Origin of the sequence: Streptococcus sinensis (assembly GCF_000767835.1) — a bacterium.
GTDB classification, from domain to species: Bacteria; Bacillota; Bacilli; order Lactobacillales; family Streptococcaceae; genus Streptococcus; species Streptococcus sinensis.
Window position 1 is genome coordinate 27,590 of the sequence record NZ_JPEN01000038.1, and the last position, 20,775, is coordinate 48,364.

Consider the following 20,775-nt stretch of genomic DNA (forward strand, 5'->3'; position numbering starts at 1 on the left):
TGATATACTGTTAGTATCCTAATCTTAGAAAGTAATAGTATGGTTTTATCAAAAAAACGGGCTCGCCATGTGATTGAGGAAATTATTGCTCTTTTCCCTGATGCTAAGCCCAGTCTAGATTTTCGTAATCACTTTGAACTCTTAGTAGCAGTCATGTTGTCGGCTCAGACGACGGATGCTGCGGTCAATAAGGCAACCCCCGCCCTATTTGAGGCTTATCCGACCCCGCAGGATATGGCTGTAGCTAGTGAAGCAGACATTGCAAAACATATCTCCCGCCTAGGGCTCTATCGCAACAAGGCCAAGTTTTTGAAGAAATGTGCCCAGCAGCTTTTGGATGATTTTGATGGCCGAGTGCCGCAAACGCGAGCTGAGTTGGAAAGTCTGGCAGGTGTCGGTCGCAAGACGGCTAATGTGGTCATGAGTGTTGGCTTTGGCATACCAGCCTTTGCTGTCGATACCCATGTGGAGCGCATCTGTAAGCACCATGATATTGTCAAAAAGTCAGCAACGCCGCTAGAGGTAGAAAAGCGAGTCATGGAGGTGCTCCCGCCCGAGCGTTGGCTGCCGGCTCATCAGGCCATGATTTACTTTGGACGGGCCATCTGCCATCCTAAAAATCCCGAGTGTGATCACTATCCGCAACTCTATAACTTTAAAGAGAGTTAAAAAGCGAGGTCTGATGACTTCGCTTTTATTTGATAGGGAAGAAAGTAAGTAAGACCCAGTAAAACAGCAGAGCAATAGCGCCAATTCCAAGGCCAAATAGAACAGGAAGGATGATTCTTTGGTAGGGAGCTTTACCTCTTTCTTCGGCTTCTTCAATCTCGCTCAGGCTGCGTCCTTGGTCATAGGCGACAATCTGGCGATAGGTACGAAGATTATGCTTTTTCTTGAATTTCTCAATGCGTAGGGCGTAGAACATCGCGATAACAAAAATCAAGCAACTAATAGCGATGCCGTACCAATCCAAATAAAGAATTAGGGGAATGCTGATGATAGGACTGCCAATTAGCAGCAAGCTAAAGACCACTCCATCTTTTTGATAGCGCATAAATTCTTGGTCGTGAATAATTTGTTTCATGGTTTCCAAATCTCCTTTTACTAGTTTGTCCAACGACACTTCAAAGACCTTGCTCAGTAAGAGCAGGTTTTGAATATCAGGGTAGGTCGCGCCGCGTTCCCAGTTGGAAATGGATTGACGGCTGACAAAGATTATTTCAGCTAAATCATCTTGAGATAAATTTTTCTCTTTCCGATAGTGTTGGATTTGTTTTCCGACTTGCATAAGATTTCCTCGCTTTCTGATTTCATTCTACTCAATTATACAAAAAATGGCTATCAAAGTTCTTTTACATGCTGATTTCATGGGCTTTAGCAAAGGTTTTTGTCACTGGATTTACAGGTCTGTCAATTTATATTTACCTACTGAAAAAGGGGCTAGCAGCCTCCTTTTTCTTATTCACTAAATCTTAAAAAATAGCCATCTGGGTCCAAAATCGCAAATTCATGAGGATAGATAAAGCTATTCCCTACGCGAAATTCTCTTTTCGTTAGCGGGCGATGGATGGGGTAGTCTGCTTCCAGCAGTTTTTGGTAGAGCTGTGGGACGTCCTCAATACCAAAGGAAATATTGACACCGCGCCCAAAAGGATAGGTCAGTTGGGCTAATGCTTCCGCGCTGCCTTCTTCTAGCATAAGTTGGCAGTCTTCAAGTGAGAGGAAGAGAAATTTCTCCTCTGGACGCTCGTATTGGACAGAGAATCCCAACAAGTCGCAGTAGAAGCGGCGCGACTGTTCGATGTCAGATACCACAAATTCGGGAATGACAGCTTGATAGTCCATAATCCTTCTCCTTAGAGCTCAATCTCCATGACAATCGGTGTGTGGTCTTGCCGTGCACCGGAATCAATCATATTAGACTTGGTTACCTTGTCAGCCACGCGGTTGCTAGTCAGCCAGTAGTCGATTCTCCAGCCTGTGTTGTTGATTTTGGAAGTCTTGCTGCGCTGTGCCCACCAAGTGTATTGATTAGGGATATCGCCGTGCAAGTGACGGAAGGTGTCGGTAAAGCCTTTAGCCAGCAGGTTGGTAAAGCCAGCACGCTCTTCGTCGGTAAAGCCTGGTGAACGGCGGTTGCTGGCTGGATTGGCCAAGTCGATTTCCTTGTGGGCGACATTGTAGTCGCCAGTAGCGAGGACTGGTTTTTGTTCATCTAGTGTTGCCAAGTATTCAGCGTATTTGGCATCCCAGACTTGACGGTCATCCAAGCGTTTGAGGCCATCGCCAGCATTAGGCGTATAGACCTGAGTGACGAAGAAGCTGTCAAACTCCAGTGTAATAATGCGACCTTCGACATCCATAGTCGACGGAGCACCGATTTCTGGGAAGGTCACGATTGGTGTCAGTTCATTTTTGTAAAGGAACATGGTTCCTGCATAGCCTTTGCGGGCTGGCTCTTGGGACGAGCGCCACGTGTTTTCATAGTCTGGAAAGAGGTTTGCCAAGATTTTCAAGTGCTTTTTAGTCGGACCTTTAGCAGATAACTTTGTTTCCTGAATGGCGATAATATCCGCCTTTTCTGCCTGAAGCGTCTGAAGAACAGCCTGAGAGAGCTGAGCGCGTGCAGAATCACTGGTCAGGGCAGCGTTGAGGGAGTCAATATTCCAAGAGATGAGTTTCATAAGGGTACCTTTTCTAGACTTATTTTTTTCTATTTTACCAAAAAAAGCCTAAGCAGGCGAGTTTTGGGTTTGTCATTTTCTTTGTTACCATAGGAAGGGAATGATTTTTGTAGGGACTTGATTTTTGTATTCTTGATAGCCTTCTAGATTCTTTTCTAAGAAAGCCTCTTCTCCTTTTATGCGCTGGTTGATAATAGGAAGATAAAGAAGCATGACAAGGAAAGCTAAAAGTGAACCTAAAATGAGCGGAATGCTCAGAAATAGGCCAAGGGTTGCTAGATACATAGGATGTCTGACGATTCTGTAAAGCCCAGTTGAAATGACGTTTTGCTGGTCTTGAACATCAATAATTCTAAATAAATGGTTATTTTCTCTCAGAACTTCAGCATAGAGGAGATAGGATGCTAGAAAAATGAAACTTGCACACCATGTGATTAGGCTGGGGACTTGAAACCAAGAGAAACGATAGTCTAAACCAGCTAAGATAAAGGTAGCAAGAAAGAGTAAAGCACTCAAAAAAATGATCTGCTTTTGTTCCTTTTCTTTCTCTTTCATTTCCAGTCTTTTTCTGAGGAGGTCAGGTTTATAAAGGAACAGAAGGATTCCAATCAAGAGCATTGGTAGAAAGACCAATCCCACGAGAAGCCAGCCCTTCCAAAAGTCTAAACTTCCTGCTGGTATAAAAATGAGCAAAATCAAAAACATAAGACCAGACAGGTATTTTAGAATAACTTGGCTAATAAGATGTGTTTTCATTTTTAGCCCTCCTTTTCTTCATTATACTAAAAATCTGTGTAAAAATTCACTCGGAAGGCATCGATTGCTAAAAATTATTTGCAAAAATTCACTCGAAGAGCATCAAATACAAAAATTTATTTGCAAAAATTAGCTAGAAAGACTCGTATTGCATATATTTTCTGGCAACCGAGTTGTCGAATAGCAGTAATTCAAAAGATTTAAGGGTAAAAAGCACCTCGAAAGGTGTGACTTCCCATAAATTATTGTCAAAAAGTTCGTCGAGAGACTGACTAAAAGCGGTTATCCCGACATTTCTAATATCTTTATCGCAGAATACGAAAGCGGCAGTTTGAACGTTGTGACATATTAAACCTAGAATCTTGTCTAGGTCTTTTTTATGCTTACAGAAGAAGAATTTGTCCTGTCGCAAACCCCGTGAAATATGATATAATGAGGTGTTATCAAAAAAGGTTTCATTAGCCTTGAAAGGATTAAAAAATGACTACAAAACAACCATTTTATATTACGACACCTATTTACTACCCGTCTGGCAAGCTCCACATTGGGTCTGCCTATACAACCATTGCCTGTGATGTCTTGGCACGCTATAAACGCCTCATGGGCTATGATGTTTTCTATCTGACTGGTCTTGATGAGCATGGTCAAAAAATCCAGCAAAAAGCTGAGGAAGCTGGTATCAGCCCACAAGCTTACGTTGATGGCATGGCGGTTGGAGTGAAAGAACTCTGGAAATTGCTTGATATTTCTTATGATAAATTTATCCGTACGACCGATGACTACCATGAAAAAGTGGTAGCACAGGTCTTTGAACGCCTCTTGGCTCAAGACGACATCTACTTGGGTGAGTACGCTGGCTGGTATTCTGTATCTGATGAGGAATTCTTCACTGAAAGCCAGTTGGCAGAGGTCTTCCGTGATGAAAATGGGAAAGTAACTGGCGGAATTGCGCCGTCTGGACATGAAGTGGAGTGGGTATCAGAAGAGTCTTACTTCCTCCGCCTCAGCAAGTACCAAGACCGCTTGGTAGAATTCTTCAAATCACAGCCCGACTTTATCACGCCGGACGGTCGTCTCAATGAAATGCTGAAAAACTTCATTGAGCCAGGTTTGGAAGACTTGGCTGTATCTCGGACGACTTTTACTTGGGGCGTGCCGGTGCCATCAAATCCTAAACACGTTGTCTATGTTTGGATTGATGCCCTGCTTAACTATGCGACAGCCCTTGGCTACGGTCAAGACGACCATGCCAACTACGATAAATTCTGGAATGGCACTGTCTTCCACATGGTGGGCAAGGACATTCTGCGTTTCCACTCTATCTACTGGCCAATCCTGCTCATGATGCTGGATATCAAGTTGCCTGACCGCTTGATTGCTCATGGCTGGTTTGTCATGAAAGATGGCAAGATGTCTAAGTCTAAGGGCAATGTGGTCTATCCAGAAATGCTGGTCGAGCGCTATGGTTTGGATGCCCTGCGCTATTACCTCATGCGCAGTCTTCCAGTTGGCTCAGATGGAACTTTCACGCCAGAAGATTATGTTGGCCGTATCAACTATGAGTTGGCCAATGACCTGGGGAACCTGCTCAACCGTACTGTTTCCATGATTAACAAATACTTTGACGGTCAGGTGCCAGCCTACGAAGAAAATGTGACGAACTTTGATGGAGCTCTGGCTCAGGTAGCAGCTGAGTCCATCGCTGACTACTACAAACACATGGACGCAGTGGACTACCCACGCGCGCTGGAAGCAGTCTGGACACTCATCTCCCGCACCAATAAATATATTGACGAAACCGCTCCTTGGGTTCTGGCTAAGGATGAAGCTAAGGTCAAAAAACTGGCAGCAGTCATGAGTCACTTGGCAGCGAGTCTTCGTGTTGTGGCGCACTTGATTGAGCCTTTCATGATGGAGACCAGCATGGCTGTCCTCAGTCAACTCGGCTTGCCTCAAGCAGTTTCGTTGGAAAACCTAGCAATTGACCAGCTCCCAGCAGGTCTGACAGTTGTAGAAAAAGGAACGCCAATCTTCCCTCGTCTGGATATGGAGGAAGAAATTGCCTATATCAAAGAACAAATGGAAGGCAACAAACCTGCGGTTGAAAAAGAATGGAAGCCAGAAGAAGTGGAGCTCAAACTTAACCGTGAAGCCATCAAATTTGACGACTTTGATAAGGTAGAAATCCGTGTCGCAGAAGTCAAAGAAGTTTCTAAAGTAGAAGGCTCTGATAAACTGCTCCAGTTCCGCTTGGATGCAGGAGACGGCGAAGACCGCCAAATCCTCTCAGGAATTGCGAAATATTATCCAAACGAACGAGAATTGGTCGGCAAAAAAGTCCAAATCGTTGCCAACCTCAAACCTCGCAAAATGATGGGCCGCATCAGCCAAGGTATGATTCTCTCAGCCGAGCACGGCGAGCAACTGACTCTCCTTACTGTGGACGAGAAAGTCCCAAATGGAAGTTTGATTGGGTAGAGAACTCTACTGAGAGTTAGTTTACTATTTTGTGAAAAATAGAATATAGGAATAACCTCCCAGACGGAAAGTTTGGGAGGTTTTGGGAAAGGAGAAAATATTTTGGATGTAAGGAAAGTAATTGAAAATATTACTAAAAAGTATAGTGAGATTAAGTGGGGGTTTACTAAGAAAAATTTTGTTCCTGATAGCGAAAAAGGATATTATGTTCAGGGAAAGCAGAACGAATTTGAAACGAAATATAAAAGTCAAGTCAAGGATGGAATTGTATATCTTTTATTAAATGGATTTTCTGATGCAGCAATTGAGAAAAATTCCAAACTAGCAAATTATATTGTTGTTACCCAGTTTATCGATATGCCTAAGGCTACTAATATTAAAATTACAAAAAAAGGCAAGAATAAAGAAGATAATAATAAAAAGTTTGAAGAGAATATAGACCAAGGGATTTCATATTTTTCTTTGAAATTAGATTTTTTCACTTCACATATATTTAAAGTAATTGATGACGATGGGAATGAATCGTTAGATGAGGTTCAAAAGTTTCTAAAAGGTATAGAACAAACGAGTAATAAACCTATGGGAAGTGATGAGGAAGAGAAAATGAACTCAAAAAAAGAGAATTCAGAGTATAAATTGTTCTCAGTCAATACAATCCTTTATGGTCCTCCAGGAACTGGTAAAACTTATAATTCTATCAAATATGCAGTTGATACGATTGATAAGAAGTTTAGCCAGGATGGTGCCAAGACTTACACTGACTACGCTGACAAATTTAATGAATTAAAAACCGTTGGTCAAATCGCATTTACAACTTTCCACCAGTCTTACGGTTATGAGGAGTTCATTGAGGGGATTAAGCCATTTTTAGGAAAAAGAGGTGTGAGAAGAGGGAGAAGTGATCTAAACTACAAAATTTCAGATGGTGTTTTTAAAGAGTTTTGTAATAAAGCTGCTAGTGATGAGAGTAATAACTACGTTTTCATTATTGATGAAATCAACCGTGGGAATATTTCTAAAATATTCGGAGAACTTATTACTTTGATTGAAGATTCGAAGCGTAATGGAAAGGATGAGGCAATGTCAGTGACTCTTCCGTATTCCCAAGAAGAATTTTCTGTGCCAAAAAATGTATACATTCTAGGAACCATGAATACAGCAGACCGTTCTATCGCTCTCATGGATACAGCTCTTCGACGTCGCTTTGAATTTATTGAAATGATGCCAGATGAAAGTTTACTAGATAATGTAGTTGTTGAAGATATTTCCATTCAAAAGATGTTAGAAAAAATGAACCAACGTATTGAAGTTCTTTATGACAGGGAGCATACATTAGGGCATGCCTTCTTTATGCCACTTAAGAATAAGAAAAAAGCAACTCTCGATCAATTAGCATCTATCTTTAGTAATAAAATTATCCCACTACTTCAAGAATATTTCTATGAAGATTACGAAAAAATTATGCTTGTTTTAGGAATTGATCCCCAAAATATAGAGACTAATAAATTTATTTCGGTCAAAAGTAATAGCAATCTATTTAAAAATAGTCCAGATATTGACTTAAATCCTACCTATCAAATTAATGAGAAAGCATTCCAAACACCAGATAATTATATGACTATCTATGGTGGTGCTTCAAATGCGGGAGAAGCAGATGAAACCAAAGATTCTGACAGTTAGAGAATTTCAAGGAATAAAAAAAGAAGATTTAGGAGAAATTAATTTCAACTTATTTGAGAATTTCATCGAAGAAAATTCTGGTGATGATGTTGAGGAACGATTGTCAGACTTTTTGAGGATTTCATCTCATAATGGAGTCAAAATTATCAAACCTCGAAATTATGTAGGTGTTATTAACATTGATAATAAAGTTCAAATTGAGATTTTGCCAAAGATTGATATTGGCGATGAACATGAATTACGAAAACTATTTCTTAAAATGTTATCTAGTTTGAAAGAATTTAAGGGAAAGAGTTTTAAAAATGCCCAGCTCGATGATTCTAAGTTACCAATTTATGAAGTTTTTATTCAGATGTATTTGAATGAAGTCCAAGAGTTGTTGAAAAAAGGATTAAAGTCCGATTATGTTACTCTGAAGGGGAATCTTCCTTTTTTCAAGGGGAAGTTGCTAGTTAACCAGCATATCAAGCAAAATATTGTCCGCAAAGATAGATTTTATATGGCATATGATGAGTTTCATATCAATCGTCCTGAAAATCGTTTGATAAAAACAACGCTTCTCAAATTGAATAAGATTTCATCAAATGGAAAAAATCAATTATTAGCAAAACGTTTGTTGGCTGAATTTGAAATGGTTAATCAGTCAACAAATATTGATAAGGATTTTTCTCTAGTGAAAAAAGATCGTAATGCTCAGTTCTATCAAAACTTAATACATTGGTCAGAAGTTTTTCTGAAGAATAAGAGCTTTTCAACTTTTCAAGGGACTCAAAGTGTCAATGCTTTACTGTTTCCTATGGAAAAGATCTTTGAGGCATACATAGCTAAGCAGTTGAAAACTAAGTGCTCTGAGGAGTTGAAAACTAAGTCCTCTAAGGAGTTGAAAACTAAGTGTTCTAAATGGAAGGTAGAAACACAGAAACGAAGTAAATATTTATTTGATGTTCCGAAAAAATTCGGATTGAAACCAGATATATATATGTCTCAAGAAGGTATGAAATCCTTCGTTCTAGATACCAAATGGAAAAAGCTTATTGAAGATAAAAGTAAAAATTATGGAATCAGTCAATCAGATATGTATCAAATGTATGCTTATGCATATAAATATGATGTTGAAAATGTTATTTTAATTTATCCTAAGGATGAAGAAGTCAAGTTGGCAAATTTTCCTTCTTACATCCAAGAAGGTCAGAAAAATGAACATATAAAGAAAATAGTTGTAAAAGTCTTTTTATACGATTTATCGAATGAGGAAAAAAGTATAGAAGAGCTTGGAGATTTGATTAATAAGGCTTCTGAGTAACATAAAAAGCAGGAATAGTAGTGATGCTATCCCTGTTTTTCTTTTATATTAGAGAGTTGCCAAGTGCTGTATTTATAGCTTATTGCTCATTGGGTTCATCTGTTTGAGCGAAATCATTGCTTGTGAAAGGAAGATTCTTAGTGAATTCGGATAGATTTTCCTTAACCTCTTGGACAAATTTGCTAGGCTTCAGCAGGTTCATGTCGTCTTTCCAAGACTGATAGCGCATGTCTACCAGTAGTTTGGCGAGGCGCGTCAGCATTTCCCTCTCCTGGTCTGTGAGGGCGTTGGCATTTTCAAAAACAGCCAAGATTTTGTTGAAATTTTCCAGCTTGGTGAGGTCATTGATGGAGCTGATGCCAGCATCCAAGATGAGGCCGAAAAAGAGGTCGAAAAAGTCTTTTAATTCCTCATCAGAAACGCTGTTAACCCAGTTTTTCAGAGTTTTATCTACTTGAAGGCTATCTGGATTGAGGTTGTCCAGTAGGACAAAAGTCTGGTCACTAATCTGCCAAGTGAAGGTATCGTGCTGGGCCAGACCGCCGATAGCTGTACTTTTGACAATCTGAGCCTGCTTGGGCGTTTCGAGCATCATTCCGACGATAGAGCCCTGCGGAATGTAGCGCTTTATCTTGTCTGAAATAGTCTGGTAGCCTGGACTGGTGATGACCGAGTGATTCAGTCCAGGTGCATCATAGCTGTAAATGCTCTGAATCCGCTCTTGATAATCTGGCTCAATCTGACTAGCAGCGTAGGAAGCTAAGTTGCCGCCCTTTGAGTGACCAGTCAGGATGAACTGACCAGCTAGAGCATCCATAGCTTTTCTTAGATAGTTGACCGCCGTTTTTTGAGCTGGGACCTGATCCATATAGGTCATGTGGAAGTCCTCTTTCCAGCCGATAATGGAATCATCGGTTCCGCGGAAAGTCAGGACATAGCTATCGGGCTTGATTTTGAAAATCATAGCTGCAAACTGCTTTTGAACATCCGGGTCAATGTCATTGACATAGCCCATGAGTTTGATATTTTTAAAGCGGGTGGAGCTGGCTGCTTTTTCTAAAAGTTTCAGCCGATTTTTAGTCACCAACATGGATAAATCCTGAGACACCTTTTCAGCAGCTTCAAACAAGCGGCAAGTACAATCAGGGGACATCTGATTAGGCACAATCTGGTCAAAAGGCAGATACGTTATTTCCGTCAGCATCAGCATATCCAGTTCATTAAAGGGGGTGTCGTAGATACTATCGTAAGCTACTTGGTCTAGGTAATCAAAAATTATTCCCATATCGTTCTCCATATTCTATCTTCTTACAGTATAGCATAAGTAGAGGCAAATTGTTAGAAAGGGAAAAGAAAAGAGCGGAAACCTGAAGATATTCTTCAGTATTTCCAGCTCTTTTGATCTAGTAAGCTTTACCGATGAGGATGGCGTAGATAAAGAATAAAGCGAAGCCAAAGAGGAAGATCAAACCAAGGATGGAAAGACCTTTTAGCCATTTACCCAGATGTTTATTCTCGCTCGTAACGAGGAGATAGTTTAGGAGGGCAAAAAATGGAGTAGTCAGGAAGGAAGCAATCATGGCAAAACGAAGCATGAGGGCCACACTACCTTGGAAGAAGTAGATGATAATGCCACCGATAATGGCTGTAGCTGTCATCCAGATATGTAGAGTTTTCTGAGAAGTCTTCTCTTTATTGAGAAGGAGGCGTAGGGATTCAGCGTTTACACGAGAATAGCCATCGATAACGGTAATAACGGTACCGAAGATACAGAGAAAGGCAATGAAAGTAATCAGAATCCGTGTCCAATCACCAAGGACAGATGCGTACATCCCAACGAATTGCTGGATGTAGGCAGCGCCAGCATCTTGAACTGGTTGACCAGTTGGATACTGGACGAGAGCTCCCATAGCGACGAAGAAGATGGCCAGAATGGCCGTACCGATATACCCAACGTTAAAGTCAAAAAGTCCGTCCGTGACAGAGATGTTGACAGATTTTCCTTTCTCAGCAGTCCAGAGGGAGTTGATTGCCGAAATCTCGATTGGAGCTGGCATCCAGCCCATCAGAGAAACGATGAAAGGTAAGGCAGCCATCTGCCAAGGTGTCTTTTCAACGAAGTCTGCTCCGTACTCAGGATGCTTGATAATAGCAACGATGACCGCAATAACGGTTGCAAAGGTTAGAGCAGACATGATCCATTTAGCAAGGCCATCAAGGAACTTGTAGCCACCAAAGAGTAGCATTGCCCAGATCAGGATGATGAGGATCAGAGACCATTGAGTAATGCTGAGTCCAAGGGCATTTGGAAAGGCGCTGGCGATAATAGCAGCACAGAGAATCCCGACCCCTGCTGTATTGACCAAGGCGGAGAATACATTTAAAACGAAGAAGATGCCTAAGTAGACTTTTCCTTTTTGGGCATAGCCTTCAACCAAGCTGTGACCAGTTTCTAAGGTGTACTCAGCACCGAAGCGGAAGAAGGGATATTTAAAGAGGTTGGCCAAGATGACCAGTCCCATCAAAGCCCAGCCATACTTGGCGCCTGCTTGGGCAGAGGAAACAATGTGAGAGCCACCAACAGCAGCAGAGGCCATGAGGATCCCAGGACCTAGGGCTTTTAGTTTAGACTGCCAGGTAGATGTCTGAGTTTGTTCTAGCATAATAATCTCCTTATTATAAAAAATGAATTTTCAGACAATTCTGAATGTAGTGTTATTTTATCTTTTTACTCTACTTTTGTCAACACTTCTTGAATGATTTCTTGAAACTTTCTGAAAACAAAATGAATTTCAAACTAAAAAAGTCTCTGTGATTTAAGGGAGAATTTGATATAATAGCAGTAAGAAAAATGAGCGAGGAAATGGAATGCACAAGATTTTACTGGTCGAGGATGATGCGGTCATCCGTCAAATGATTAAAAAAATGCTGGAGCAGTGGGGCTATCAGGTTGTGGCGATTGAAGATTTTATGCAGGTTTTGACGACCTTTGTCAAGGAGGAGCCCCAGCTGGTGTTGATGGATATTGGTCTGCCTCTCTTTAACGGCTATCATTGGTGCCAGGAAATTCGGAAGATTTCGACGGTGCCCATTATGTTTCTGTCTTCGCGCGACCAGTCCATGGATATCGTCATGGCCATCAATATGGGCGCAGATGACTATGTGACCAAGCCCTTTGACAATAATGTCTTTCTGGCAAAAGTTCAAGGCCTGCTGCGACGTTCGTATGAGTTCGGTACAGACCAAAGCCTTTTGGAATACCAGGGCGTGATTTTAAATCTTAAATCCATGGATTTGGTCTATGAGGGAGAGCTTGTAACGCTGACCAAGAATGAATTTCAGATTTTGCGGGTGCTCTTTGAGCATTCCGGTAGTATCGTGGCGCGTGATGATTTGATGAAGGAGCTCTGGAACAGTGATTTCTTTATCGATGACAATACCTTGTCTGTCAATGTTGCTCGCTTGCGCAAGAAGCTGGAAGAGCATGGTCTGAAGCATTTTATTGAGACGAAAAAAGGAATAGGGTATGGTTTAACCAATGGACATGCAGGATAAAATTTTCTTTTTGAAGCATCATCTCTACTCCCGTCGCTTCATTTTGTCGCTCTTGCTGATTATATTTTCGATTATGGGGATGTTTGCCTTTATTTTCGAAGACGGACGCAGTCTGCTAGAGTATCAGTTGCTCTTAGCTGTTCTCCTCACTAGCTTTTTCTTGGGAATGGACTTAGCTAGCGCCTATAAGGAATATCGCAATCAGCTCTTTTATGCCTCAGGTCGGCCTCAGACAGCCTTAGAGGCCCTCCTTTTTGAGAAACTGGCTCTTTTGGAAATGGACAAGAAGAACCGTGCGATTGAGGAGAGGGAGAAGTTAAATGACCTAATGGACTATTATACGCTCTGGGCCCATCAGATTAAGACGCCTATTGCGGCTAGTTCCTTGCTGGTCGGAGAGATTGAGGATAAGAAGGTCAAAAACCAGCTGGAGCAAGAGCTTTTCAAGATCGAGTCCTATGTCAATATCGTCTTGCAGTATCTCCGTTTGGAGAGTTTCCACGAGGATTTGGTCTTGAAAAAGGAAAATGTTGAAGACTTGGTCAAGGAGATTGTTAAGAAGTATGCGATTTTCTTTATCCAAAAGGGCCTGAGTCTCAGTCTGCATGATCTGGAACGAACTATCATCACAGATAAGAAATGGTTCGTCGTTATTTTGGAGCAAGTGCTGTCAAATAGTCTGAAATACACTAGTCAAGGCGGGATTGAGATTTATTTTCAGGAGGATACGCTTTATATCAAGGACAGCGGTCTAGGCATTCAAGATGCGGATTTGCTGCGGGTTTTCGAGCGAGGTTTTTCGGGCTATAATGGTCGCCTGACCCAGCAGTCGTCTGGCTTAGGGCTTTATCTGTCCAAGAAAATCGCAGATGAGCTGGGGCACCAGATTAGCATCGCTTCGCAGGTCGGCCAGGGAACGACTGTCATGATTAGTTTTTCAGAAAAGAAAATGATATTTGAATAGGGCATTCTTACAAATTTGTAAGGTTGGCCAGTAAAATTGAAAGGTTAGGTTATGGTACCGACCTTTCTTTTTTTGTAAGATAGATGTATAAAGAAGACAAGGAGATACGAAATGAAAACAAGAGGATTAAATGCTTTCCAACTCAAGCTCTTCATGGCCTTTCTCATGGTTTTTGATCATATTGATAAGATTCCGGGACTGTTACCGACAGGTTGGGACGGGATTTTTCATCTGCTGACCCGTTGCGTAGGCGTGTGGTTTGCCTTTAGCGCAGTAGAAGGCTTTCTACATACGCGCAATCGCGTGGCTTATAATGCACGCTTGTTTATCTGGGCGGCCATCATGCAGCTGGGCAATACCATCTTGACGATGCTGTTCCAAGGCAAGGGAATTTATCTTGGCAACAATATTTTTCTTACTCTGGCCTGTGGCCTTCTGGTGCTCAATCTTGTATTTGGCTTGTCAAAAAAGAGTGAGGATTCTAAGACTGAGAAGCGCTATTTGCGGCTTGGTGCGGCGGTATTGGTTGGTTTAGCAGGAGTCCTTTTGACAGAAGGTGGGATGACCATTATTCCTTTTATGCTGCTTAGCTATATCTTCCGCAATCAGCCTGCTCTCAGAACTCTTTCTTACATGGTGTTGGCCTTTCTGCTCTTTTGTCTGAGCATTGAAATCTACCCAACCATGGGAGCGACCCTTTCGATGATGCTCTACAATTCAGACTGGGCCTTTATTACCGTCTTGCCCTTCCTCCATCTCTACAATGGCGAGCGAGGCTATAATGGCAAATGGGGCAAGTATTTCTTTTATATCTTTTACCCAGCCCATCTCTGGATCATCGCACTGATTGCTTATCTGGTGCAGAGATAGACAGGCAGCTTAGTCACAAAGGGATAAAATATGGCAATAGACAAGTATCTGTATTAAAATAATAATAGAAAAAGGAGATCATGATGACATTATTAGACGTACAACACGTGAAAAAGATTTATAAAACCCGCTTTCAGGGTAGTCAAGTAGAGGCGCTAAAGGACATTCACTTTACAGTGGAGAAAGGTGAATATGTCGCCATCATGGGAGAATCAGGCTCTGGGAAATCCACCTTGCTCAACATCCTAGCCATGCTGGACAAGCCGACCGAAGGCCGTGTTTTCCTCAACGGAACTGATACGGCAACCATCAAAAATAGTCAGGCTTCTAGCTTCCGTCGAGAAAAATTGGGCTTTGTCTTTCAGGATTTCAATCTGCTGGACACCCTGTCGGTCAAGGATAATGTCCTTCTACCCTTGGTACTCTCTCGTCGTCCCATTACCGAGATGATGCAAAAGCTAGTCACGACCTGCAATGAGCTGGGAATTAACAAACTCCAAGAGAAGTTCCCTTATGAAATTTCTGGTGGTCAGAAGCAGCGGGTTGCAGTAGCTCGAGCCATCATCACAGACCCTGAGATTCTGCTAGCGGATGAGCCGACAGGAGCCTTGGATTCCAAGTCTTCGGCGGCGTTGCTGGATGTCTTTGACGACATCAATGCCCGTGGTCAGACTATTCTCATGGTAACCCACTCGACGGCAGCGGCCAGCCGAGCCAAGCGTGTGCTCTTTATCAAGGACGGAATTCTTTACAATCAAATCTTCCGTGGCAACAAGACCGAGCGGCAGATGTTCCAAGAGATTTCCGATACGTTGACGGTCATGGCAAGTGAGGTGGGCGACTATGTTCAAACTAACGAGTAAACTGGCCTTGTCAAACCTGATTAAAAATCGCAGTTTATATTATCCATTTGCCTTGGCGACGATACTGGCAACAGCGATTTTGTATAGTTTTGTCTCACTGGCTCACAGTCCAAATATGGAGACCTCTTATGGTGGGACAGCAGCTCGCATGACCCTGCAGTTTGGCATCCAAGTCATTCAGATTGCAGTGCTCATCCTCATTACTTATGCTAATAGCTTTGTCATGAAGAACCGCTCACGGGAGCTCGGCGTTTATAGCGTGCTGGGGATGGAAAAGCGCCATCTACTACTCATGACCTTCTTTGAACTCTGTGTCTTTTGTCTGGCTACGGTCGGTCTGGGGATCTTGTCTGGCTTAGCTTTGGACAAGATGCTCTACGCAGTCCTTTTGAAATTGATGGGAATGCCTGCCGTTATTGCCTCGACTTTCCAATGGCAGAATGTTTGGATGACTCTAATCAGTCTAGGTATTGCTTTTGCGGTGATTTTGTTGCTTAACTCTACGCGTCTTCTGCGCTATAGCTCTCTTAATCTAATGAAAGAAAAGAAAGCTGGCGAGAAGAAGGGACGCTTCCTGTTGCTGCAAACCTTGCTGGGGCTCCTGCTCATGGGTGTGGCTTATTACATGGCTTTGACCGTTACCAAACCTGTCGCTGCTATCGGTAATTTCTTTATAGCCGTGATCATGGTTATCCTAGCAACCTATCTGCTTTTTAATGCAGGCTCGATTACACTATTGCAATTTCTCAAAAAGCGCAAAGGCTACTACTACAAAACGCAGAATTTCATTTCTGTTTCCAATCTCATCTCGCGGATGCGTAAAAATGCAGCAGGATTGGCAACTATTTCCATCTTGTCCACCATGCTGCTGGTGACTCTGGTTGGCACAATCAATATCTATGTTGGAGGTCAGGATTATATTACTACCTTGCATCCAAAGGATTACAATGTCAGCATCGTCTTGCCGAAATCGACTGATCAGAAGGAGGCTCTGTTGGACAAGGTCCAGCAAGTCGCTCAGGACACAGGTCTGAAGAAGCCAAGCTATACTACCTATCTCTATCAATCAGCCTTCATCATGAAATTAGCTGGTAATGATGTGACAGTTCCAATGCAAAGCGAGATGGAGTCGGATACAAGTATCTTGACCAAGTCTGCAGGCACGATTACGGTCATCAATCGTCAGGATTATGAAAAAATGACTGGGGAAAAGATAGACTTGGCAGACGATGAAACTCTTGTCTATGGCAAAAATGTTTCCTTAAATAAGGACCAGCCTCTCCGAGTGAATGGTAAGGACTGGAAGATTAAGCAGCTTTTACCGTCAAATTTCACACATGGGAAAATCCCTAATCCAAACGATGTGGCCATGGAGCAGGGGCTCTATATGGTGGTCAATGATAGCAAAGAGGTTAATCTTGATGTGGATCATTACTACTACATTGGAGTTGCTTCAGAGACTAAAGGCAGTAAAAAGTTTGTCGAGCAAGTCCAGCTGGCGTTGAGAGATATTTTGGATCAGGACCAAGCTCAAGATGGTAGCTACGCAATGGCCAGTGACCGTCATAGCGCAGAAAAGAGCTATCAGGAACTTACTGGAACCTTGCTCTTCATCGGTGTCTTCCTCTCCGTTATCTTCCTCCTAGGAGCTGTTCTTGTGATTTACTATAAGCAAATCTCTGAGGGCTATGAAGACCGTGATGGCTTTATTATCTTACAAAAAGTTGGTTTAGATGAAAAGCAGACTAGAAGTACCATTCGCAAGCAAATCTTGACTGTCTTCTTCCTACCTCTCATCTTTGCTTTTCTAAATGTAGCAGCGGTCTTTCACATGTTGCGCTTGATAGTTGCCCTATTGGGTGTGACCAATCTTCCTCTCTTAATTCAGACAACACTTGCAACTTGCGGAGTCTTCCTCCTGACCTATATTCTGGTCTTTCTGCTGACTTCACGCAGCTACCGCAAGATTGTCGCCCGCTAATAAGCTTCCCTGACCTCTGGTCGGGGATTTTTTGGTGGCTGGATTTTTACCACTCATCTCCCTCATTTTACCGCTTATCCAAAAAGCTGAGATTTTTTAAAAAAGACTTGCTATCATAGTCTCAGAAGTTAAGGAAAGGAGAAAAGATCATGTTAGTAGAAACGAAAAATCTTAGCAAGGTTTATGGCGATAAGGTGGCAGTCAATGGTCTCGATATTCAGATTGAGAGAGGCAGTTTCACAGCTATTTTAGGACCAAATGGCGCTGGAAAATCCACAACCATTCAGATGCTGATTGGTCTCTTGCAGCCGACATCAGGGCAGATTTGCTATGCTGAAAAGCCTAGGCTGGGAGTGGTTTTCCAAAACAGTGTGTTGGATGCCAGGCTGACGGTTTTGGAAAATCTGATCATCAGAGCCAAACAGTACAAGGAGATGCCGGCAGGTAGAATCGAGCGCTTGGTGTCTCAGCTGGGCTTGTCAGCCTTTGCCAAGCAGCCTTATGGGACACTTTCTGGCGGACAAAAACGACGGGTAGACATTGCACGTGCGCTGCTCAATAGCCCTGACCTACTTTTTCTGGATGAGCCAACGACGGGCTTGGATATCCAGACCAGAGAGAGCATCTGGCAGCTGCTCAAAGACTTGCAGCAGAAGGAAAAGATGACCGTAGTCTTGACTACCCACTATCTCAATGAAGCCGACGACGCAGATAAGATTTATATCGTAGACCATGGTCAAGTCATTGCGCAAGGCTCCGCCGACCAGATCAAGGAGCGCTATGCTCGCAATGTTTTGCGGATTTTAACCCAAGATTCAGAGGACTTGAAGGCTACTTTGCCGACTAGCTGTGAATGGGAGCAAGGCAAGGAGAATGAGTTTTTCCTTTATCCTGAAACGACTAAAGAAGCCTTGGCTTTGCTGAGCCAGCTTGGCTCCTATATTGAACAATTTGAATTTCAAGCAGGGACGATGGATGATGCCTTTATGGCTCTGACAGGAAGAGAGGTACGTTAAATGTTAATGTTGATCAAACGAAATTTTTTACTCTATTTTCGCAATCATAGTGGGGTAATCTTATCTCTCTTTGGAGCCATTATTCCCTTTGTTTTATATCTGGTCTTTCTAAAGGACAACATGAAAGGCTCTTGGTCAGAAAGTAGCCATGCTAAAGAGTTGCTCGACTTCTGGTTGATTAGCGGAACACTAGCTGTCACCGCCTTGACAACTACCCTAGCAGCTTTTTCGCAACAGACCGAAGACCAAGAAAGAAAGGTGACTGCCGACCTCTTTATCACAGATTTGGGGCAATGGGGCTTGCAATTTAGCTACCTAATCAGTGCCTTTGTGATTGGCTTTGTCATGCAAGTTTTCATGTTTGCTGTCATGCTGACCTACTTTATCCTAGCGGACAAGATTTCCTTTAACTGGGCGCTGCTTCCCCAGCTGCTCTGCCTCATGCTGCTCAATAGCTTGCTGGCTAGTCTCCTCAATGCGCTGGTTGTTCCTTATTTCAAATCGGTAAATTCCTTAGGGCAATATGCGACGGTCATCGGTGCGGCCTCTGGTTTTCTAGTAGGGACCTATATTCCGATCGGGACTCTGCCCAGCCTTGCTCAAAATCTCATGAAACTGACTCCCTCAACCTACATGGCCTCCCTCTTCAGACAAGTCCTGATGAAGGAGTCTCTGACAGAAGTTTTTGCTGACCAGAGTCAGCTCCAGCAAGAATTTGAGAAGCTCCTAGGTATCCGTATCGAATGGCAAAAGCTCTTGACAAGCCAAGAAACATACTATATAGTTGGAGTAGTGCTCACGGCAGCAGTCCTGTTATGGCTAGGTCAAAATTGGCTGCTGAATCGACGGATGAGTTTCAAGTAAATAAAGTAGGAGGCTTAGGTTTGCAGACAAGATTTGAAGAAGATGCTCAGATTTCCTCCCAAGACCCGCTGGTGGTCGTGAGAGCGGATCAGCTAGCTGGCGAGGCCAAGACCGTCCTAGACTATCTGGAACACTATAAGGCTGGTCCAAGTGGTGTCCTGCCTATTAAGTCGGATGATAAGCTGGTCATGCTCAAGACGGAGGACATTATCCTGGCCGATATTAATCAGACAACCCTGATGATTTACAGTACCGAGGGTATTTACACAACGACTGAAACGCTGACTCGTTTTCAAAATCGTCTCAATAGTCGCAATTTCATTCAGGTGTCGCGGCATGCAGTCGTTAACATCGATCATCTGGAATCCTTGTCGGATAGCTTTTCGGGCAATATGACTGCCAAGCTAACCAATCAGCTCAAAACCGATGTCAGTCGCCGCTATGTCAAGCTGCTTATGGACTATTTGGGAATTTAGGAGAAAAATTATGACCTTTAAAAAAATTCTTATCGGTATGCAGGATGGTCTGAGAACAGGTAGCTTGGTCTTTCTGCTAGTAGGCCTGTTCTCAGGAAAAACATTTTCGTTGACTCCTAGCTCTATTCTCAGTGTTCTCCTTGTCAGCGCCTTGATTGGAGTAGCAAGCTATATCTTTGATGCGACAGATCGCTTTCCATTTCCTTTCCTAATTTTCTGCCACTTTGTAGTGACAGCGACCATCGTTTGTCTGGCTGTGATCTGCAATGGTTGGGGAAATATGATTTTCGGTTGGTCCTTCTGGCTAAAATTAATTTTGATTTACCTCTTGGTTTGGTTTCTTGTCTCCGTCGATTCGATGATCAAAACCAAGAAAATCAACGAGGCTTTGAAAAATCGTAGAAAACATTAATGTATCCAAGACGCAAGCAAGTTTAACGAGAACTTGCTTGTTTTTTTATTTAACAAAGGCGCTATTTTCTCAAACTGCCGTCTTCCTTTCAAAGTACGATTTCCGCTTTTCTTGACAAAGATTTTTAAAGTGTTCTAATTTGAATGAATAGAAAAAATAGTTCATTCAAAAAGAAAGAGGGAGAGGCATGGACAAAAAAGCTGAATTATTGGCTGAGGCTAGGCAGGTGTTTGCTGAGAAAGGCTATAAAAAGACGAATATTTCAGATATTACCAAGCGTGCCCGCATGGCTGTTGGCTCCTTTTATAAGTATTATGAGTCCAAGGAAGCTATTTTTTTAGAGGTTTATGTAGCTGAAAATAACCGCATACGTGAGGAAACCATGCAGCGCGTGGATTGGCAGGGTGAGCCTGAAGCAGTCGTTGAGCAGCTTTTTGCAGTCACTTTTGAATTGATTTCACCCAATAAAATTCTGGCTGAGTGGAACAAGCCCGGCATTTCTCAGATCTTGCACGACTACTATAATCAAGATGCTGGCCGCGCGGCCAATGCCTTTCATAAGTTTCTGATTCAGACTTTCAGCCAGCGCTTGCAAGAGAAGGGCTTTTCTCAAGAGGAAGTCGCCCAAATCATGAAGGCTTATGATTTGATCTACTACATTGACATGCATGTGACAGAGCAGGATTTTCCAGGTTATTTTGAGAGTATCGAGACCTTGGTGAAATATTTTTTAAAGGGAATTTTTGCTAAATAAGAATTTCCTTTTCTTGGGAGACGATATGAATGAATATCTAAAAACATTCATTCAGTTAAGGAGGCATTCTATGTAAAAAGTCAAGAATAATTTTTTAAAATATCAATTATTTTTTACAG

Annotated in this window: 20 protein-coding genes and 1 pseudogene; 15 read left to right on the forward strand and 6 right to left on the reverse strand. The window is 42.5% G+C overall.

Features of this window, described 5'->3' with window-relative positions; translation table 11 throughout:
• Positions 1-39 precede the first annotated feature (39 nt).
• Positions 40-669 carry an endonuclease III gene (gene nth / locus SSIN_RS02455; RefSeq protein WP_037615331.1) on the forward strand — a complete coding sequence of 210 codons (630 nt, stop codon included), beginning with the start codon at positions 40-42 and terminating at the stop codon, positions 667-669.
• 25 nt (positions 670-694) lie between these two features.
• Here the strand turns inward: nth and SSIN_RS02460 are convergent, their stop codons facing one another.
• From SSIN_RS02460 to SSIN_RS02475, 4 genes are all read right to left on the reverse strand, one after another.
• Entirely contained in the window at positions 695-1,288 is a 594-nt protein-coding gene (locus tag SSIN_RS02460; RefSeq protein ID WP_037615333.1) for a helix-turn-helix domain-containing protein, read from the reverse strand.
• Positions 1,289-1,458: 170 nt separating this feature from the next.
• A complete protein-coding gene (locus SSIN_RS02465) occupies positions 1,459-1,845 on the reverse strand; it encodes a bleomycin resistance protein (RefSeq protein ID WP_037615336.1) in 387 nt (128 codons plus the stop codon).
• Positions 1,846-1,856: 11 nt separating this feature from the next.
• Positions 1,857-2,684, reverse strand: coding sequence for an exodeoxyribonuclease III (locus SSIN_RS02470; protein WP_037615337.1), 828 nt, complete (start codon positions 2,682-2,684; stop codon positions 1,857-1,859).
• A gap of 84 nt (positions 2,685-2,768) precedes the next feature.
• Positions 2,769-3,440, reverse strand: coding sequence for a methyltransferase family protein (locus SSIN_RS02475; RefSeq protein ID WP_037615339.1), 672 nt, complete (start codon positions 3,438-3,440; stop codon positions 2,769-2,771).
• A gap of 259 nt (positions 3,441-3,699) precedes the next feature.
• On the opposite strand from SSIN_RS02475, the pseudogene SSIN_RS10155 reads away from it, so the two are divergent.
• The 4 genes and pseudogenes from SSIN_RS10155 to SSIN_RS02490 all read left to right on the forward strand — a co-directional run.
• Positions 3,700-3,792: pseudogene (locus tag SSIN_RS10155) on the forward strand (DUF421 domain-containing protein); the annotation flags it as partial.
• Positions 3,793-3,920: 128 nt separating this feature from the next.
• Positions 3,921-5,918, forward strand: coding sequence for a methionine--tRNA ligase (metG, locus tag SSIN_RS02480; RefSeq protein WP_037615341.1), 1,998 nt, complete (start codon positions 3,921-3,923; stop codon positions 5,916-5,918).
• A 102-nt stretch (positions 5,919-6,020) separates the two neighbouring features.
• Positions 6,021-7,598, forward strand: a complete 1,578-nt coding sequence (locus tag SSIN_RS02485) for an McrB family protein (RefSeq protein WP_052076752.1) — start codon at positions 6,021-6,023, stop codon at positions 7,596-7,598.
• Positions 7,573-8,901, forward strand: coding sequence for an McrC family protein (locus tag SSIN_RS02490; protein ID WP_037615343.1), 1,329 nt, complete (start codon positions 7,573-7,575; stop codon positions 8,899-8,901). Before SSIN_RS02485 ends, SSIN_RS02490 begins: the two co-directional genes overlap by 26 nt.
• A gap of 79 nt (positions 8,902-8,980) precedes the next feature.
• On the opposite strand, the gene SSIN_RS02495 is transcribed toward SSIN_RS02490, so the two are convergent.
• Positions 8,981-10,186, reverse strand: coding sequence for a DUF2974 domain-containing protein (locus tag SSIN_RS02495; RefSeq protein ID WP_037615345.1), 1,206 nt, complete (start codon positions 10,184-10,186; stop codon positions 8,981-8,983).
• A 118-nt stretch (positions 10,187-10,304) separates the two neighbouring features.
• On the reverse strand, positions 10,305-11,564 hold the full coding sequence (locus tag SSIN_RS02500; protein WP_037615347.1) for an NRAMP family divalent metal transporter: 1,260 nt from the start codon (positions 11,562-11,564) through the stop codon (positions 10,305-10,307).
• Between the two features lie 205 nt (positions 11,565-11,769).
• Between SSIN_RS02500 and SSIN_RS02505 the strand changes: the two genes are divergently transcribed.
• From SSIN_RS02505 to SSIN_RS02550, 10 genes are all read left to right on the forward strand, one after another.
• Complete coding sequence (locus SSIN_RS02505; RefSeq protein WP_037615348.1) at positions 11,770-12,456, forward strand: response regulator transcription factor; 687 nt, start codon at positions 11,770-11,772, stop codon at positions 12,454-12,456.
• A complete protein-coding gene (locus SSIN_RS02510; RefSeq protein ID WP_037615350.1) occupies positions 12,440-13,420 on the forward strand; it encodes a sensor histidine kinase in 981 nt (326 codons plus the stop codon). The genes SSIN_RS02505 and SSIN_RS02510 overlap by 17 nt, the downstream gene beginning before the upstream one ends.
• A gap of 111 nt (positions 13,421-13,531) precedes the next feature.
• The gene (locus SSIN_RS02515; protein WP_037615351.1) at positions 13,532-14,290 is read left to right on the forward strand and encodes a TraX family protein; all 759 of its coding nucleotides are present in this window, start codon (positions 13,532-13,534) and stop codon (positions 14,288-14,290) included.
• 83 nt (positions 14,291-14,373) lie between these two features.
• Positions 14,374-15,153 carry an ABC transporter ATP-binding protein gene (locus SSIN_RS02520; protein WP_037615352.1) on the forward strand — a complete coding sequence of 260 codons (780 nt, stop codon included), beginning with the start codon at positions 14,374-14,376 and terminating at the stop codon, positions 15,151-15,153.
• Positions 15,134-17,134 (forward strand): ABC transporter permease, encoded by a 2,001-nt coding sequence (locus tag SSIN_RS02525; RefSeq protein WP_037615353.1) that lies wholly within the window; start codon positions 15,134-15,136, stop codon positions 17,132-17,134. Before SSIN_RS02520 ends, SSIN_RS02525 begins: the two co-directional genes overlap by 20 nt.
• A gap of 149 nt (positions 17,135-17,283) precedes the next feature.
• Positions 17,284-18,150: an ABC transporter ATP-binding protein gene (locus SSIN_RS02530; protein ID WP_037615359.1), complete on the forward strand. Its 867-nt coding sequence runs from the start codon at positions 17,284-17,286 to the stop codon at positions 18,148-18,150.
• Positions 18,151-19,014 (forward strand): ABC transporter permease, encoded by an 864-nt coding sequence (locus tag SSIN_RS02535; protein WP_037615362.1) that lies wholly within the window; start codon positions 18,151-18,153, stop codon positions 19,012-19,014.
• Positions 19,015-19,034: 20 nt separating this feature from the next.
• Entirely contained in the window at positions 19,035-19,490 is a 456-nt protein-coding gene (locus SSIN_RS02540) for a LytTR family DNA-binding domain-containing protein (RefSeq protein ID WP_037615365.1), read from the forward strand.
• Positions 19,491-19,500: 10 nt separating this feature from the next.
• Positions 19,501-19,902, forward strand: coding sequence for a DUF3021 domain-containing protein (locus SSIN_RS02545; protein WP_037615367.1), 402 nt, complete (start codon positions 19,501-19,503; stop codon positions 19,900-19,902).
• Between the two features lie 187 nt (positions 19,903-20,089).
• Positions 20,090-20,656, forward strand: a complete 567-nt coding sequence (locus SSIN_RS02550) for a TetR/AcrR family transcriptional regulator (RefSeq protein ID WP_037615370.1) — start codon at positions 20,090-20,092, stop codon at positions 20,654-20,656.
• Positions 20,657-20,775: the final 119 nt, after the last annotated feature.

Coding starts and splice junctions, on each gene's coding strand:
- SSIN_RS02500 (WP_037615347.1), bottom strand. CDS start 11,564: ATGCTAGAACAAACTCAGACATCTACCTGGCAGTCTAAACTAAAAGCC.
- SSIN_RS02510 (WP_037615350.1), top strand. CDS start 12,440: ATGGACATGCAGGATAAAATTTTCTTTTTGAAGCATCATCTCTACTCC.
- SSIN_RS02550 (WP_037615370.1), top strand. CDS start 20,090: ATGGACAAAAAAGCTGAATTATTGGCTGAGGCTAGGCAGGTGTTTGCT.
- SSIN_RS02515 (WP_037615351.1), top strand. CDS start 13,532: ATGAAAACAAGAGGATTAAATGCTTTCCAACTCAAGCTCTTCATGGCC.
- SSIN_RS02490 (WP_037615343.1), top strand. CDS start 7,573: ATGAAACCAAAGATTCTGACAGTTAGAGAATTTCAAGGAATAAAAAAA.
- SSIN_RS02545 (WP_037615367.1), top strand. CDS start 19,501: ATGACCTTTAAAAAAATTCTTATCGGTATGCAGGATGGTCTGAGAACA.
- SSIN_RS02465 (WP_037615336.1), bottom strand. CDS start 1,845: ATGGACTATCAAGCTGTCATTCCCGAATTTGTGGTATCTGACATCGAA.
- SSIN_RS02520 (WP_037615352.1), top strand. CDS start 14,374: ATGACATTATTAGACGTACAACACGTGAAAAAGATTTATAAAACCCGC.
- nth (WP_037615331.1), top strand. CDS start 40: ATGGTTTTATCAAAAAAACGGGCTCGCCATGTGATTGAGGAAATTATT.
- SSIN_RS02525 (WP_037615353.1), top strand. CDS start 15,134: ATGTTCAAACTAACGAGTAAACTGGCCTTGTCAAACCTGATTAAAAAT.
- SSIN_RS02475 (WP_037615339.1), bottom strand. CDS start 3,440: ATGAAAACACATCTTATTAGCCAAGTTATTCTAAAATACCTGTCTGGT.
- metG (WP_037615341.1), top strand. CDS start 3,921: ATGACTACAAAACAACCATTTTATATTACGACACCTATTTACTACCCG.
- SSIN_RS02470 (WP_037615337.1), bottom strand. CDS start 2,684: ATGAAACTCATCTCTTGGAATATTGACTCCCTCAACGCTGCCCTGACC.
- SSIN_RS02535 (WP_037615362.1), top strand. CDS start 18,151: ATGTTAATGTTGATCAAACGAAATTTTTTACTCTATTTTCGCAATCAT.
- SSIN_RS02530 (WP_037615359.1), top strand. CDS start 17,284: ATGTTAGTAGAAACGAAAAATCTTAGCAAGGTTTATGGCGATAAGGTG.
- SSIN_RS02505 (WP_037615348.1), top strand. CDS start 11,770: ATGCACAAGATTTTACTGGTCGAGGATGATGCGGTCATCCGTCAAATG.
- SSIN_RS02460 (WP_037615333.1), bottom strand. CDS start 1,288: ATGCAAGTCGGAAAACAAATCCAACACTATCGGAAAGAGAAAAATTTA.
- SSIN_RS02495 (WP_037615345.1), bottom strand. CDS start 10,186: ATGGGAATAATTTTTGATTACCTAGACCAAGTAGCTTACGATAGTATC.